This is a genomic window from Mangrovibacterium marinum (genome assembly GCF_003046625.1).
GTDB lineage: Bacteria > Bacteroidota > Bacteroidia > Bacteroidales > Prolixibacteraceae > Mangrovibacterium > Mangrovibacterium marinum.
The window spans coordinates 142238-158373 of sequence record NZ_QAAD01000010.1; the positions used below are offsets into that span (position 1 = coordinate 142238).

12 protein-coding genes are annotated in these 16136 nt (G+C 48.7%); all 12 read right to left on the reverse strand.

What is annotated here, in order from left to right:
- Positions 1-6: 6 nt before the first annotated feature.
- Positions 7-993 (reverse strand): 2Fe-2S iron-sulfur cluster-binding protein, encoded by a 987-nt coding sequence (locus C8N47_RS11300; protein WP_107822663.1) that lies wholly within the window; start codon positions 991-993, stop codon positions 7-9.
- A gap of 52 nt (positions 994-1045) precedes the next feature.
- Entirely contained in the window at positions 1046-3448 is a 2403-nt protein-coding gene (locus C8N47_RS11305; RefSeq protein WP_107822664.1) for an NAD(P)H-dependent oxidoreductase subunit E, read from the reverse strand.
- Between the two features lies 1 nt (position 3449).
- Positions 3450-5324, reverse strand: coding sequence for an outer membrane protein assembly factor BamB family protein (locus C8N47_RS11310; protein WP_107822665.1), 1875 nt, complete (start codon positions 5322-5324; stop codon positions 3450-3452).
- On the reverse strand, positions 5321-6601 hold the full coding sequence (locus tag C8N47_RS11315; protein ID WP_107822666.1) for a 4Fe-4S binding protein: 1281 nt from the start codon (positions 6599-6601) through the stop codon (positions 5321-5323). Before C8N47_RS11315 ends, C8N47_RS11310 begins: the two co-directional genes overlap by 4 nt.
- Positions 6601-7176 (reverse strand): 4Fe-4S dicluster domain-containing protein, encoded by a 576-nt coding sequence (locus tag C8N47_RS11320; RefSeq protein WP_107822667.1) that lies wholly within the window; start codon positions 7174-7176, stop codon positions 6601-6603. Before C8N47_RS11320 ends, C8N47_RS11315 begins: the two co-directional genes overlap by 1 nt.
- Positions 7177-7183: 7 nt before the next feature.
- On the reverse strand, positions 7184-8212 hold the full coding sequence (locus C8N47_RS11325) for an NHL repeat-containing protein (RefSeq protein ID WP_107822668.1): 1029 nt from the start codon (positions 8210-8212) through the stop codon (positions 7184-7186).
- A gap of 15 nt (positions 8213-8227) precedes the next feature.
- Positions 8228-9136 carry an NHL repeat-containing protein gene (locus C8N47_RS11330; RefSeq protein WP_107822669.1) on the reverse strand — a complete coding sequence of 303 codons (909 nt, stop codon included), beginning with the start codon at positions 9134-9136 and terminating at the stop codon, positions 8228-8230.
- Between the two features lie 3 nt (positions 9137-9139).
- Positions 9140-10561, reverse strand: a complete 1422-nt coding sequence (locus C8N47_RS11335) for an outer membrane protein assembly factor BamB family protein (protein WP_107822694.1) — start codon at positions 10559-10561, stop codon at positions 9140-9142.
- 181 nt (positions 10562-10742) lie between these two features.
- Positions 10743-11948, reverse strand: coding sequence for a PQQ-binding-like beta-propeller repeat protein (locus C8N47_RS11340; protein WP_107822670.1), 1206 nt, complete (start codon positions 11946-11948; stop codon positions 10743-10745).
- 2 nt (positions 11949-11950) lie between these two features.
- Positions 11951-13675, reverse strand: coding sequence for a prenyltransferase/squalene oxidase repeat-containing protein (locus tag C8N47_RS11345; RefSeq protein ID WP_211316117.1), 1725 nt, complete (start codon positions 13673-13675; stop codon positions 11951-11953).
- A gap of 13 nt (positions 13676-13688) precedes the next feature.
- On the reverse strand, positions 13689-14564 hold the full coding sequence (locus C8N47_RS11350; RefSeq protein WP_107822671.1) for a prenyltransferase/squalene oxidase repeat-containing protein: 876 nt from the start codon (positions 14562-14564) through the stop codon (positions 13689-13691).
- Positions 14565-14566: 2 nt separating this feature from the next.
- Entirely contained in the window at positions 14567-16126 is a 1560-nt protein-coding gene (locus C8N47_RS11355; RefSeq protein WP_211316118.1) for a polyprenyl synthetase family protein, read from the reverse strand.
- Positions 16127-16136: the final 10 nt, after the last annotated feature.

Consider the following 16136-nt stretch of genomic DNA (forward strand, 5'->3'; position numbering starts at 1 on the left):
GGACAATCATTTTTCAACGGGTGTTTTTGTGCTGAAATAAAGCGCTCCGCTTGGACAAAGTTGGGCCAGTTTCTCGGACACGTTTCCTTTGTTTTCGGTCGGGATAACGACCTGCATTCCAAAACCGCGGTCTTTAAAGGTGAAGCCGTTGGTGCTGTTGTAAACACAAAGCCCGCATCGTACGCATTTGGCTTGTTCGAACCATAGATTTCCGGTCACGTGTTCTTTTTGCATAACCGGAAGTGTTGAGGAAAGCCCGTAGCGCGTGCGTTTTATCCCTGCTGCCGATGAATACTCGCGAAGTTTACAGTCTGATTTACCGGAACAGGCGCAGTGCAAACAGCTCGATTTGGTCGTCACTGTTTCTTTCAGGCGTTCTTTTTCGTCATCGGAGAACCGGCCGAGTTTGGATTGAAATAACTTCTTGTCGATGTTGAACTTATCTTTTCCACCAAGGTCGGTTTTGTCTGCGAACAGATCGACTACTTCGTGGATGATTTTACGGATGGCTACCGGTTCGTCAACGGTACCGCGGCGGCATGCTTTTTCGCAGGGAGCTTTGCAGCTGTCGCAGCCCACTTCGGGGAGCTGAAATGCGCCGGCGATAACGTCATAAGCTGCCTGGTAATCTTCAGCGTCGTAAAATGACAACATTCGTTCTACATCCAGGCCTTTGGGGCAAACCATGGAGCAAGGAGCTTCGCAGTCGGCCCGGTGGTCGCTTAGTAAGAGTTCCAGCGACATCAGGCGGATTTGTTGAATTTCATCGCTTTCGGTGTCAAGCTGCATCCCGTCGGTTGCAACAGTTGAGCAGGACGGAATAATTTGACCATTTTGTGTGTTTTTGACCGCGCAAACCATGCACGACGATTTGTGCTTTGCGCCATCGGCATAACAAAGCGTGGGAATGGAGTAGCCAATTCGCTCGGCGATTTTCAGAATCGTTTCGCCCTCCTGTGCGGTTACTGTTTTGCCATTTATAAGTATTTGCATCGTTCTATATTTCGTTTTCAATTTAAATTGAAGCTACCGTTGATGGCGCCTGTTATTCGCTGGCGACGGTATCCTTTATCGGAACTTTTTTAATCGCATCGAAGGCACACTCGTCAATACAAAGGCCGCATTTAACGCAGGTTTCGGTATTAATACGGTGAACTTCGTAAGGTGTGTAGGGAATGGCATCAACCGGGCAGGCTTTTGCACACTTGGTACAACCAATGCAATCGTCGGTCACAACATATTGAATCAGGTCTTTGCAGGTGCCCGTTTTGCAAAGTCCCTGTACGTGTTCCTCGTATTCGCTCCGGAAATATTTTAAGGTTGTTAAAACCGGGTTCGGGGCTGTTTTGCCCAAACCGCACAGCGATGATTTTTTTACATTGATGGCCAGTTCTTCCAGCTTATCAATGTCTTCCATCACGGCATTGCCCGAGCAGAGGCGGTCCAGAATGTCGAGCATTCGCCGGATTCCAACCCGGCAGAAGGTACACTTACCACACGATTGCTCGCAAGTGAAACTCAGGAAATAGCGGGCCATATCCACCATGCAGTCTTTTTCGCTTAGCACCACTAAACCTCCCGATCCCATCATGGCGCCCATTTGGTTGAAGGCGTCGAAATCGACCTGCACATCGCAGAGGTTTGCCGGGATACAACCTCCGGAAGGACCGCCAATTTGAACGGCTTTCAGCTTTTCGCCGCCTTCAACACCGCCACCAATATCCTCGATGATCTGGTTGAGCGTGATGCCCATGGGCACTTCAATCAGACCTCCGTTTTTGATTTTTCCGGCCAGTGCGAAAACTTTGGTTCCCTTGCTGTTGTCGGTTCCGATTTTCAAATATTTATTCAGGCCTTTGTTGATGATAAAAGAAAGCTGACTCAGTGTTTCCACGTTATTGACCAGTGTTGGTAAACCGTTGAGGCCGGCAACTGCCGGGTAGGGAGGCCGCTGTTTTGGAAAGCCCCGTTCTCCCTCGATGGAGGCAATCAGGGCGGTTTCTTCACCGCACACGAATGCTCCGGCGCCCTCGAAAATTTCAATGTCGAACGAGAAGTTAGTGCCGGCGATATTTTTGCCCAGTAAGTTCTTCTCCCGGCAAAACTCAAGCGCTGCTCTGATGCGTTTCACAGCCAGCGGATATTCGGCCCGAATGTAGAATACGCCTTTGTTGGCTCCGGTTGCATAGCCGGCAATGAGCATGCCTTCGATCACCCGGAAAGGGTACGATTCCAGAATCATGCGATCCATAAAGGCACCGGGGTCACCTTCGTCGCCGTTGCAGATGACATACTTCTCGGGGCTGGTTGATGTTGCCACCATTTCCCATTTTTTACCGGTTGGAAATCCACCGCCGCCTCGGCCACGAAGTCCGCTTTCGAGAACGGTTTTTACGACTTCGTTGGGACGGTATTCCGAAACTACTTTCTTTAAAGCGTTGAAACCACCGTGGCCCATATATTCTTCGAGGTTCAATGGCGCCAGGTAGCCGTATCCTTCGGTGGCAATGTGGATTTGTTCCGAAAGAAAGCTGTTGATTACGCCTGTTCGTTCATTCTCCGGTTTCCAAATCACGTTGTTCCAGGTCAGGTCGGTGTGGTAGGTGTCGACCCGGTTGAAGAGGTTGTTTTTCAGTCGTTTTAAAAGACTTCCCGGTTTGAAGTGGTAGTGCAGAATTTCTTTAATCTCTTCAGGCTTCACATTCGGATACCGTGTGATTTCGCCTTTTTCATCCACCACATCAATTAGGGGAACTTTGTTGCACACACCCACACAGCCAACCGATTTGATGGTAACATCGATCCCCAGCTCGTCGGAAGTTTTGTGCAACTCTTTGTAGATGTCGGATGAACCGCTGGCCTGGCAACAGGAGCCCATGCCCAACCGAATTTCGCCGGGAACCCGGGATTTTGTTTTCTTGACTGTTGCCTTTTGCTGTTGTATTTCCTGCTCCAGAAATTCGTCAATCACTTCGTTTACCTTGCCCGGAAGAACATGGCCGTAGATTTTTTCATCAATCTGAACAACAGGCGCCAGGGTGCAGCATCCCAGGCAAGCTACTTTTTCAATCGAAAAAAGCTGGTCGTTGGTCGTAATGTTGTCGTGATCCATTTTCAGCTCGCGCCGAAACGAATCGTAGACGTTTGTTGCCCCTTTTACGTGGCAGGCCGTACCGGTACACACTTTAATCAGGTGCTTGCCATAGGGGATATGCCTGAACTGGGAGTAAAAGGTTGAAACGCTGATCAGCTGAGCCCGGTCGATCTCCGTTTTTTCGTAGATGCGCTCAATGGCATCGCCGGGCAGGTAGCTAAACTCTTCCTGCAAAGCTTGCAGCAGCGGAATAATGACGTTCCGCTCAGTTCCAATCCGCCCGATAATTGCATCGACTTTGGCAATTGTCTGATCAAGCGTTTGTTGTCCGTTATTTTCGCAATTACAACTCATGTTAATCGGTTGTTACACAGTAAATACTTTCGTCGGTTCGTACGACAATCCTGCCGTTGGTGAACGCGGGTGTCGCATAAGTTCGTTCCCCGGTTTCAAAAGAATCCAGAAGCTCGAAATCTTTGTCGGCAGAGAAAATGTGCATGGTACCATCGGTGTTGAACAGGTAGATTTTACCTTCGGCAATGATTGGTGACGAATAGAATTCGCCATCGAGTTCCTGTTCTTTTTCGAGCTCACCTGTTTGGGCATCGTAGGAGGCTACAACGCCATAGCTGGTGGCTACGTAGACATTCGTTTTGGTGGCGACCGGGCTGGACACTTCCGGCAAAAAGTCGCTGGCCTGCCATACGATGGATCCATCTGTACCATTTATTGCCGACAGAGTGGCATATTCGCTTGCTCCGTAGATGATTCCGTTCGAGCTACAGGCACTTGCTCCGACCTCTCCGGAAAGACATTCAACGCGCCATAGTTGTTCGCCGTTTTCGGGGTTGTAAGCCGCAATGGCCGGATTGCCCATGAGTACCAACTGCGGCTTACTGTGCACTTGTGCAATAATCGGGGAGCTCCATGTTATGCGTTCTTTTCGGGTCGTTGTCCATTTTTCGTCACCGCTGGCGAGATCGAGTGCTATAATTTTCGAGTCGTTTTGATTATCCCACTGTACAATCAAAAGGTTCATGTAGGTGATTAACGACGAAGCATAGCCATAGTGATTGTCGGGCACGCCGAGGTTTTTCGCCCAGAGCTGTTTGCCGTTCATGTCAGTGCATATCAGATCGCCGGTTCCAAAAATGGCACAGACCTGCTTGCCGTTGGTGGCGACTGTTGGTGCAGCCAAGCCCGTGTCGTCGGTTGTTTTTGGTACCTGTGCCGGCGATCCGGGAATGTTTGCAGCTTTCATGCTCCACAATGCTTCGCCGCTGGTCAGATCGTAACAGTACAGCACCCGGCTTGTCTGGTCGGCACCGGTAAAAAAGACTTTATTGCCGTTGACCACCGGCGAATTTTTCCCTTTCATGGGGATGGGCTTTTTCCAGGCGATGTTTGTTCCGGCTGCTAAATCCCATTTTGCCGGAACATTTTTAGCCGCCGAAAGACCACTTGAGTTATTCCCGCGGAAAGCATTCGAGTTAACGGTATTTACAGCAACCGTGGGTGTTGTTGGCTTTGCTTCCGGTTCGGCCTTTTTAGCTACTTCAGTTGTCTCTGCTGTAGCAACGGGCTCTTTTTCGGTTGGTTCCTCCGCTTTTGTTTCCGGGGCAATTTCGTCCTCAACTACCGAAGCTTCTTCTGTAACTTCCGTTACCGGTGTTTCTGATTTATAGGTAGTTATTGCTTCCGGCACTGCTTCGGCGACTTCGTTGGTAGCTACAGTTTCTTCAGTCTGCTCATTGCCATTCGCCACCGAGTTGTTGACCAGGAATGGCGTGCTCATAACAACAAACAACAAGGCCAGCGCTGCAACTCCGGCAGCCGCGAATCCGACATATTTCCGGGCCTGGGTTTTAATGGCCCATTCGTCAATCGGGTCGAGATCTTTTGAAGGGATGTTACGGTAGTTTGCAAAATACATTCGGGCCGAAATGAGGAACACCAGCAGCATTCCCAGCAAGATATAGACGCCGGTCATGAGGTGATCCATGCTGACAAAATAAGCTTTGCGAGCCATTAAATCCAGTTGGCGAATTTGCTCTTGCAGTTCCGTATTCCCCGAGTTCTGGATATTGAGTTCTTTCAGGCTTTCAACGATCTCGGTCTGCAACGGAGCGGACTGCCTTACCTGAAAGTAGTTTGTGATCAGCATAATTGCAAAGGTGACAACGAATAGGGCTGATACGATAGCTATATTTCTGTAGATTGCTTTCTTCATAGCGTTAGCGTTCCGGTTTTTATTTCAAGTTTATTTTGAGGGCAGTAGCCAAAGCACTTTCCACAGGCTACACAGTCGGCATGTTCAATCTCGTACTCTTTTCGGGTGCGCTTGGTTGATAAGCCAATCAAGGTGATTCCGATAACCAGGCCAATGAATCCACCGGCGATGGTTGAATAAAGTCTGTAGTCGGCCTGAATTTTTTCAACTTTTTCAGTAAGCTCGGCAACTGTTCTACCCTGTCCGTAAAAGGCTTCCAGTTCGAGTGAAAGGCTATTTTGAGGTGCGGCTTCCTGAAGCATGACCATATCGTGTAAACGGACATCTTTGTGAGCGCGGCTCAGATCATTGCTTGCATAGCGCATCAGCAAGGCTCCGGTGATGACCAATACCGGCAGAACGACAGCGTAGTTGATCAGGCGTTTCACACCCAGCAAGCGATTTTCTTTCACCTTATTCTCATGCGGCGGTTTAATCGCATCAACCGGGCAGGCATTGTGGCACAGTTCGCAATTGATACATTGCTTTTTGGTGATTTTTACTTTCCAGATCGAAACACGCGAAAAGAGGCTGAGCAAGGCTCCGTAAGGACAGAGGAAACGGCAGAATGGGCGCCCTGTAAAAATGGAAGTGATCAACAACAAAACACCGAATACAATCAGCCCAAAATCGCCGCCTTGCCGGAAGATGCCAATAAACGGATCGAATCGGCAGATGATGAATGTACTGCGCGTTACGGCATACAAAACTGCAAAGATCAGGTAAATCCAGGGGATGACGCTCAGAGCTGAAGTCAGCGACTTGGAGAGCTTGTAGTTTTTAATGTTGACCAGTTCCTGCAAGGCTCCAAACGGGCAAACGCCAGCACAAAATACCCGACCAAACAGAAATGCAAAAGCAATTGGCAGGATGAAAAAGAGCAAGACCGAGATGGGCAGAATATAGCTTGAATCGGCTAGCGATAGCGCAACATTTTGGATTGAACCAATGCTGCAGACACAACCGCTGCGGAAGAATCCAAAGTAGGCAACGGAAATCACCGAAACCCAGATGATCGGTTTTCGCGTTTGCTTGCGGATGACGGCCCAGGAAACAAAGCTCATGAGAGCAACAAGTAACAGGATGTCGACAACCAGCCAAAGCGACTCGTTGGGAACTGCATATTGGATATCCGGGTATTGGTAGCCGGATTCAAAATCAGGCTTTGGAAACCTGTTTTGAGCAAAGGCTGCTAGTTGCAGCAGCAGAGAAGTTAGGGTGAAAAGGATCTTCTTCATTATTCGTCTTTCAGTTTGTAGGCCACATCAAGGGGGACGCGGCTAATGGCATCAGCAGGGCACACCAGGGCAATTTTACATTCGTTACAGTCCAGGCACAGGTCGCGTTTAATTTGCAGGTACAGCGATCCGTTTCCGAAGGAGGTGCAGCCTTTCACACATTTGGCGCAACCATTGCACAAGCTCTCATCGATGGTATATTCAAAATAAGGATCTTCCACAAATTTACGTTGGATGGCGCCTGTCGGACATAGCAGGTTTTCGGCAGCTGTATTCAGTTCTTTTACGTTAGAGCGGTAGTAGCCGCCACACAGGTCGCAGTAGCCGCAAACCCGGTTGGCATGGATACATTTTACAGCCGACACATTCAACACGCAATGCGTTTCGCAACGACCACACTGGGTGCATTTGGCCGGATCGATTTGCCAGTACAGACCTGCCTCGGCACGGTTTATTCGGCTTGCCAGTCCGCCGGCCACTAAAAGGATGGAACCTCCGGCAGCGGCAGTGCCAAGCATTTGCAGGAACTTCCGGCGTTCGATTGGGCTTTTCTTAGGATTGTTTTTTCCGTTCATGGCTCTTTTAAATTAATGTTCCTTCTCTCAACGGGCAATCAATTCCACAGGTCGAGCAGGCCGTTTTTGCGGCCATTGATTTGTCGTATTGAAAGGTTGAAACCAGGTTTTTTCCTGCTACAAATAGTTTGTCGCCGGCAACTTTCACGCGGTAGGCAATATGGCCTCCACCAAGCGTTTTGCTGTCGAGCAGTTGGTTTTGAAATTTCCCGTCTTTGCTGTAGCAGCTGATTCGCGGGTTGCCTTTTTCTGAAGTGATGATTTCACCGGTTGAAGTATAGCTGAGGTGAACCGGATTGCAGCATCCGCCGAAATTTCCCACAGCCCCGCCTGCCTGCCCAAAGGCGCCCAGGTATTCTCCATCGGCGGTGTATTTTTCAACCTGGTGGCGCCCCGGGTTCGAGCAATAAACCAGGCCATCGGCATAAGTTATCCCAAAGGAATAGCTGGGAATGATAAATCGGTTCGGGCTTTGAACGATGCGATCAAGTTTGCCGTCGGTTGTGTACTTGCACATATTTTTGTTGGCAGCATCGGTTGCAAAAACAGCATTTCCGCCTACCGCCATCGAGCAATAGTCGGCATTTTCGTTGCCGGCTTCCCAGTTGCGGACCAGATCACCTTGTGCGTTGTACACTTCAAAGCGGGAAGGAAACAGCAGGTAGATTTCGTTGTTGGCAACCGCCATGTCGCGAAGGTTTTGGCCAATTTCAAATTGGTGTTCCAATGTTCCCGTTGCGCTGTAGATAAATACCTTGTTGGCTGTTGAAACAACTATGCGGTCGCCCAGTAATTCGAAGCTATCAAGCTTGTCGGGTATGCTGAATGAAGAGACCAGTTTATAAGGTGACCGGAATTCTTCGGAAACAGATTCCAGGCCGGCTACTGATTGGCTGATCGGGTTGGTTTTGTGCTTATAGTTTTTCCAAAGCGTGACGCCTGAGAGGCCGAGAATGGTTCCCCCGGCAATCACCGAACCACCGATTTGGAGGAACTCTTTGCGTGATATCTTTTGGTTTTTTTTATCTGGTTTCATTTGTTCGCTGATTTTCTAATTCTTAAAAGCATAGATGTCGATGTGGTTTTTTCCCGCAACAAAAAGCCTGTTGGCATCAATTCCAATCTCGTAAGCATCGTAGCCGCCACCAAGCAGCTGGTTGTTCAGCAATACCTGGTCAAACTGCCCGTTTTTTTTAAAAGTGCTAATCCGGGGATTACCCTTTTCTGACGTGAAAAATTGGCCGTTCCGATCAATCTGAATATGGGCCGGGTTGCAGCAGCCGGCAAAGAATCCGGATTCGGTTCCGGAGCCACCAAAGGATGCGATGAAGTCTCCGTCAGTCGTATAGGATTCAATCAGATGTCGTCCGGAATTGACAGCGTAGATGGTATCGTTATGGTTGAAAATATCGAAGGAATAACTCGGGATGATAAAGTTGTGCGGACTTGCGATGAACTTCACGAAGTTGCCCTCGCGGGTGTATTTGCAGATGTTTTTGTTTTGTGCATCGGTAACAAATACAAAGTCGTTGGTCAGGGCCATCGCGCAGTAATCGGAGCGGTCGCTGCAAGCTTCCCAATGATTAACCGAGTCGCCGTTGGTTGAATAAACATCAATAAAGGTTGGGTACAGAACGTAGAGCTTGTCATCGGCGACTTCGATATCCCGCATGCCCGACTTTATCGGGAACGAGTTTAAGGTTTCTCCATTGGCCCGATAAACATAGACAGTTTGGCTGTCGGTGAGGAAAATTTGTTTTTCACTCAGCACAAAATGTTCGATTTCAAACGGAAAATCGAATGTTTTAACTTTTTCCATCGGGCTTACAAAAGCCTCCTGAACCACGGTCGTCGCAGGTGATTTTTCATCTTTATTAACCGAGCTGACCATGTAGCCAATAAAGCCAATAACGACAATGAAAATAAGGATGTTGATGATAAGCTTAATCGTTTTTCCCATAACCTAGCTGATTTTTATGCATTTTACTGAATGAGCATCGCGGAGTATGAGCATGCCGTCGGCATAAGCCATCGGTCCCCAGGCGTCCACGCCATCCATGATGCGTTGCTTTTTCAAAAGATTCAAAGCTTGCTTCTGAATTTCATAGACATAGAGTTCGCCATCGTCCTTGAGGGCGAAAAGCTTGTCGTTGATGATCAGGTATGGCCCCAGTCTAAACCGATCCTCGGCAGCTGAGCTCCAGAGCGGCGTGTGCAAGTCGTTGGGCGAGTAGCAGACCAGTTTATTGCGGAGAGCCCCTCCATCTTTGGGCATTACACAGATCAGCATATTGTTGTAAAATACCGGTGTTTGCTGTTCGCTGGCAATTCCCGCATTTGGCTTGTAGGCGTCCAAAACGTTTGCTGTCCATGTTCCACCGGATTGGCTGACCTGGATCATCGCCCCGCCGGTACCATAGCCAGCAACCATGAAGAATTGGTTTCTCGAAACTTGTACCGGAGATGGCGCGATTACCGATGGTTGCCATTTGTTGACATCCCATAGCAATTTGCCCGCGTCTGCCTGATCGGCCGAAATGCCGCAGATACCACCGACCCCCGCGTAAACATAGGTTGCTTTCCCGTTCAGCTTCATTTTCATGACCGACGAGTGCGACATTTTATAGTTGACGGTGTTCGGGGTTGTCCACAAAACCTCGCCGGTGGAGCAATCCAGGGCGGTTAGCAGCACTTCATCTCCGGCAGGAGCCAAAATCAGCGTATGGTTATCAACCAACGGACATTGCCCGGTGTACCAGAATGGAATTTCCGATTTATACTGTTTCTGCATATCCACCGTCCATTTCAGATCGCCGGTATTCGGGTCGCAGCACATGACGTGGCCGTTTGGCCCGATTGTAACAATATAGTCGTCGCCAATGGCCGGGATGGTTCTTGAGAAACCGTGGTTTCGTTTGATTGGAACGCGGTACCAGCGACGCCAAAGTTCCAGTCCTGTTTCCAGCGAGAAGCACCGTAAAGCGTCGGAACTGAGTTTTTCGTCATAGTCCAGAAAGTAAACTTTCCCGTTATAGATCACCGGAGAAGCATGTCCTTCACCAGTTTCAACGGTCCATATTACGGGAAAATCCGAGTCTCCAATATTCAGCTTTTCCGGTGTTGTAACAATATTGGTCGAGTTTTCCCCGCGGAAGCTGTTCCATTGCCCGGTTCGAGTAGAACTCTCTTCGTTATAGCGCATAAAGAATTCACCAATCTTTACATCGTCCGCATTGCGTGCTAAGCCTTCGGGGCGGTTGTCAGCACCCGGAGCCAGCACTTCGAAATCCCGGCGTGGGCTATGCAAGTGCCATCCTACGATTGCGCCTGCAAAGACCAGAATGCTCAGGTAGGTGATTGCTTTTATGATTCGTTTTTCGTTCACAGATTCTTTGTTCTTTATCAATAATACTCGTGCAATTTTTAGCAAGACATTCTCAATAGGTTTCGGATTGAAGGATTGAAGGGATTGATCAGTCTACCACTAATCTGCTTTCGATCCCATCAATCTATTTTTAATCTGTTTTCAATCCCATCAATCTTTTCATGCTTCGTCTGGCTAAAAATTATTTTACCTGGTAGGCCATCAGCGAATTGCCGTGGCGCACCAGCAGAAGTCCTTTGTACAATACCGGGTGAGCCCAATGCTGTGCCGTGCCCATTGTGATTGGAAATTTGCTGACCACATCGAATTTTTCAGGCGTTGCTTTGGCCAACAACATATTGCCACGGTCGGTGTAGCAGTAAAGCATTCCTTCGTCAGCAATGATGTTACCCATGGCATAACCATTTTGCTTGTACTTGATTTCACCGGTATTCCAATCGGCGCAAAACCAGTAGCGATTTTTGTCGCCCGAACCGTACACATAGTTGCCAACCTTCACCATGGAGCCCAAACGATTATCAAGTTCGGTCGATTCCCAGACCTTTTCCACATGGCGGCCGCCATCGGTTAAGCGGAGCATAACTGAACCGCCACCGTAGCCACTGGTGCAAAGGAGCATTCCTTTACTGTAAACAGGTGTGTTTGCATGGACAGACCAGCGGTTTGTTTTTTCAATTGACCACAATTTTTGACCTGTTTTCACATCAACTCCAATGACGTGATTAGCTGTGATTGTCACAATTTGAGGCACTTCCTGATCGCTGATGTATTGAGGCGAGCAATAGGCTGACAAATCGCCTTCACCGGCGCAGGTCCAGATTAGTTCGCCGGTATTTTTGTTGAAGGCTACGATGTTGCCTTTTGATCCACCGGGCGTAGCAATTACCTTATCGTCAACAATTAGCGGTGCTTCGTTAATTCCCCAGCTTATGTTGCTGGCGTTGAATTCGCTCAAAAAGTCCTTCTTCCAAACCAGGTTCAGGGTATTTTGATCCAAGCAATACAAAACGCCGTAGCCCGAAGTGAGGTAGATTTTCGAATCATTGATGGTTACCGTACCACGTGGGCCGTTGTAGCTTTCGGTCCACTCTGGTCCGTATTCCTTGGTACTGAGCAGTTTTCCGTTCAAATCGAAGACATATAGGTAGCCTTTGTCGCCCTTGAGTCCGGTGAGGTAAAGTTTATCCGCATCAATCGCTACGGATGAATGGCCTTCGCCCAACTCGTCGAAATGCCATTTTAAAGCAGGACCGCTTTCCGGCCATTGCGTTAGTAAGCCTTGTTCGTGATAGATCCCCGATCGGTCAGTTCCCCGCCATTGAATATTTGTTTGCGCCGACAAAAAAAGCGGCATTAAAAGTGAAATTAAAATGAGTGCGTGTTTCATGGTTATTTTTTTTGATTTTTGATTTTTTGCAATGCATTTAAGGCAAAAGTGATGTTGTACATTTCCTCGGAATACCAAAGTCGGGAGAAATAAAGCCCGATCGGTTCCGGCTGAAACAGTTCAGCTTGCTTGTATTTTTTGTATAGAAATCCGTATCCGGTTTCCGTATTTTCATGCTTGTAGCAGCCATGAACGGCGAGTGCACTTAGCGCACGGGCTGTCGTGGTAACTTTGGATGGTACCTGCGGGGCACCTCCCCAACCACCATCTTTGTTTTGGGTTGAACGAAGGTAGTCTATTCCTTTGCTCACGATCTTTTTGGCAACGGGATCGTCATTTCCCGCCAGGTATTCAACGGCTACAGCTGTTCCGTAAACCGGGTTTTTCTCATCCGAAGCATTTTGATCGCCAAACCATAACGGAACCCAGGCACCGTCGTTCGTTTGTGTCTTCTGCATCCATTTCAGCATGCGTTTCATCCGTTTCCGGCACTTTGCCCGAAGGTCGGATGGAAGGACGTCAATCCATAAATGAATAGCCTGCAGGGTGTGCGCTGTAATGTCGGGGCTGCTGGCATCGAAGGGCAATTTGCCCCAGCCTTTGCAGAAGGTCGGGATGCCACCGTCGCTATTTTGCAGACCGAGCAACCAGTTGATACCGTTTTCAATTTCAGCGCATGGTTCTCCGTTTAAAAGGGTATGCAGAGCCACCAAAGTACCTGCTGTGTCGTCGGCGTCGGGAACAGCGCCGGGAAGGTTGGTCCAGGCCCATCCTCCGGGGTGGGCGCCTGTAAATGGATGTTTGTAGGTAAAAGCCCGCTGTTTAATTTGATCGGCAAGTGCCTGTTTATTTTGAATATCATTGCCCAATGCCCGGATGCTTAAGACGGTTGCCCACGAATCCAGGTTGGTGTCAATGGGCCACGATCCGTCCTTGCGGACTGTTTCAACTAAAAAGCTAATCGCCTTTTGAGTTGAAGCGAGTTGACTGTATCCGGCACCACATAAGCAGATGGCTACAAAAGCGGTCAGCGGAGCGGCTTCCAGAAAACCACCGTTTTCGGGTTGAAGCTGCTGCAATTTCGTTAATGATCGGTTGATAAACTGATCGCGAACGGGCGAAAGCAGGTTTCTACGACCTTTTTTGTGGCGCAGAATTCCAACTGCAATGAGTGCCGGAATCGCATAGCTGACTACCGGAAGCTGCAGAAAACGGAAAACACGTTGGGGCAGCACTGACAGCTCAAAGGGGAGTTGCGGGATATTTTCCCAGCTTTGAATCAGGCCGGCCAGTGCGCACATCACCAAAATGGGAGCAGAGAAAGTCAGGTCTTTTCCGTAGTAGCGGAGCACGCCATCAATGATTTGCTGATCGGTTGAGCCGCCTAATGTTTGCTCGAGGTAAACTTTTGTTTTTGCCGACGGACTGCCGGAAGCAAACAAGGCAGCATAGGAAAGCAAGGTTGCCGTCATATTCGTTGGGCTTTCGGGGCTGTCGCCCCAGGAGCCATCCGGTAGCATGGTATTGAATAGCCACTGCTGGCCTTTTTCAATCAGTGCTTTATGCTTTTTCGAATCGGCCAGGTATAAGGCGAAAGCAGAAACAGATGTCGAGATTGCGCTTGAAGAAAGTGTACTTCTCCAGCTGCCATCTCCCGATATTCGATTTGCAGCCAGTTTGTTCTGCAAAACTTCAATTAGCTCATCTATCTGTTTATCGTTTATCATTGCTTTTTAAATTCTAATCTATTGTTCCCAGTGCTAAAAGACCGTAAAAAGTATATTCTACATCACTCGTTTCATCAATCAGGGTGGGGCAGAAACCACCGGTTTCTAACCAATGGGCTTCCAAAAACTCAGTGGCGCTGTAGCGAGGCTTCTCTTTGTAACATTGCAAAATGAATAGCGCAGTGGCTGTCGAAAGCAAATCGGGAACAGGAGAAGCAGACGCAGCGAAGAACCCTCCGTTTTCTTGTTGCAGGTTTTTCAGAAACTGCACGTCCCGGTTCGGTTTGTAGCCTTCTAGCTGCCCTTTTACCGATAGCGCTGCAACCGTCGCATTGGTTGATGCTCCCAGGCCGTTTGGCATATTTCTGAAGCCTCCTTTTTCAAGCTGATAATCACTCAAATTGGCTAAGATTTCGGCCCGATTTGTTGGTTTGTTTCCTGTGTCTTCCAATAGCGAAAGCCAAATAAATTGCGTGTATGGTGAATTCGGGTCGTCGTGTGGTATGCCCGAAAATTCAGTAATATCTTTGGTCTTTTTCGATTTGAGCGAGCCGAGCCAGGTCATCAGTTTGCCGTTTTTAGAAAGATCGGCTAAGATGGAACAGCGCATATAGGCCGCATAATGAATCAGGTCGAACTCATCGGGTTTCTGCCTGGCGAGATAGTTTTTCATTTTGCCAGAATCGAGTTTGATCCCCAAAACGTAACACAACATCCATCCGAATACGGTGTAGTACAGGTCCGACTTTCCCCCTTTATTCCGGAACGCACAATCATCCGCCATTTGCGAACTGACGAAACTACGAACCTGCCGGAGTGCATCTTCCGACAAATGCGCTTTACCTTTTTCCAGCGTATTGACTAACCGTATGGAGATTGTTTCCTTCATCCTTATTTTAAGATCTTTTTGGTAACCCGAAACAGCAGGCGTTTGAGTTCGATATTTTTAACTCCTTCCAACGCTTGTATTGCCTGTAACCGGTACGCTTCCACCAGTTCCTGCACTTTGTTGATCGCGCTTTTCAGAATCGCTGTGTTTTGTTTTGTGCCTAAAAAGGCCTTTAAGTCGGTGGAGTAGAGCAGTGCGTTGATGAAATCTTCGTCGGGATGCAGCTCAAACATAGCCGCCAGAACTGCTGACGGACGGGTACTCAGCGGAGCATCTGTTTCAAAATCTTCGATGTCATCCTGCAGCTGGTAGGCAATGCCCAAGGCGCGAGAGTAGTCGTTGAGTTGCTGGCGTAAATGCAAATCGTTATTGGAGCAGATCACGCCCATCATCAGCGAAACATCAAAGGCCGGAACCGTTTTATTGCAAAACACTTCCAGAACAAAATCCATGTTGAATTGACGTGGGTGCCTGCTCCATCCGAGCTCCAGGCCTTGACCTTTGCAAAGTGCAAGGTGCGCCTCGGCGGCAACTTTTATCAATTCCATTTTTCCGCATTGTGCCAGCAAACGGTAGCCTTCGCCCAAGTACATGTCGCCAACATTGATGGCCATGGGGACGCCGTGGGCGGCGTTTACGGTTTCCTTTCCGTAGCGGAGATCATCGTCATCTTCAATATCGTCGTGCACAAGCGATGCCTTGTGGAAACATTCGATTGCGATAGCAGCCAGCTGTAGTTCTTTCGGGATTTCTTTTTCTCCGCTTAGCGCCAGGTAACTTGCCGCCAGAAGATAGGGGCGCCAGCGTTTACCGTCGTTCGACAACCACTCCCGGGCAATCAATGAAGTTGGATCGCTAAGCGGTGATAAAACCTGTTGCAGGTTATCTTTCGAAAACCATTCGTGCAGGGTATGTTTTAGCTGGTTGTAGTCCAGCATGTTGCTTTCTTTCTCGGAATGAAGACTCATCAACTGGTTGACGTACGCCAGGTCGACCGTCGTGTCTTTACAGCCATCGTTGTTTAGCGGGATTGCCAAGCCAGGAACGGCGTGGTTGATCAGCAGCGGGAAAGCTTTTTCGAGCGAGTGCAGGCAGCTCACGCCGATTACCGTGTCGACAACCTTATTTTCGATTAGCGATATTACAGAGGTGAATCCTTCGGCAACAATGCTCATCATGCCCAGGCTTTCGGCTTTGTCTTGCAAATCCGGTATCGAGCAGTTTGAGCATAGGTTGCATAGCAAGCCAAACTCGTCAACATCGGCTTTGCACTTGGCCGAATTGCTCAAACATTTGGGTAAGAGCAGAATCCGCTTTTCAAACGGAATGGATGCCACCGTTTCGCGCCACACGCAGTTGTTCAGTTCAACCATGAGCCAACCTTGTGTGCCCGGCTCCAACTCGTGTTTTTGGGAAAGCTGAGTGGCCATGTCCGACAGCTGTTCCATCGACAGGGGAGGGCTAAGCTGCTTTTCGCTGACAAACGAATCAATTGCTTTGCGCAGTTTGCTGCGTTGTGCCAGTGTTTCCGGGATGTTGTATTTGAGCGTTGTTTTCATCATGCGTTGTCGG

Excerpts from the sequence above, each read along its gene's own strand:
- C8N47_RS11300 (WP_107822663.1), bottom strand. The coding sequence starts at position 993 with ATGCAAATACTTATAAATGGCAAAACAGTAACCGCACAGGAGGGCGAA.
- C8N47_RS11305 (WP_107822664.1), bottom strand. The coding sequence starts at position 3,448 with ATGAGTTGTAATTGCGAAAATAACGGACAACAAACGCTTGATCAGACA.
- C8N47_RS11310 (WP_107822665.1), bottom strand. The coding sequence starts at position 5,324 with ATGAAGAAAGCAATCTACAGAAATATAGCTATCGTATCAGCCCTATTC.
- C8N47_RS11315 (WP_107822666.1), bottom strand. The coding sequence starts at position 6,601 with ATGAAGAAGATCCTTTTCACCCTAACTTCTCTGCTGCTGCAACTAGCA.
- C8N47_RS11320 (WP_107822667.1), bottom strand. The coding sequence starts at position 7,176 with ATGAACGGAAAAAACAATCCTAAGAAAAGCCCAATCGAACGCCGGAAG.
- C8N47_RS11325 (WP_107822668.1), bottom strand. The coding sequence starts at position 8,212 with ATGAAACCAGATAAAAAAAACCAAAAGATATCACGCAAAGAGTTCCTC.
- C8N47_RS11330 (WP_107822669.1), bottom strand. The coding sequence starts at position 9,136 with ATGGGAAAAACGATTAAGCTTATCATCAACATCCTTATTTTCATTGTC.
- C8N47_RS11340 (WP_107822670.1), bottom strand. The coding sequence starts at position 11,948 with ATGAAACACGCACTCATTTTAATTTCACTTTTAATGCCGCTTTTTTTG.
- C8N47_RS11345 (WP_211316117.1), bottom strand. The coding sequence starts at position 13,675 with ATGATAAACGATAAACAGATAGATGAGCTAATTGAAGTTTTGCAGAAC.
- C8N47_RS11350 (WP_107822671.1), bottom strand. The coding sequence starts at position 14,564 with ATGAAGGAAACAATCTCCATACGGTTAGTCAATACGCTGGAAAAAGGT.
- C8N47_RS11355 (WP_211316118.1), bottom strand. The coding sequence starts at position 16,126 with ATGATGAAAACAACGCTCAAATACAACATCCCGGAAACACTGGCACAA.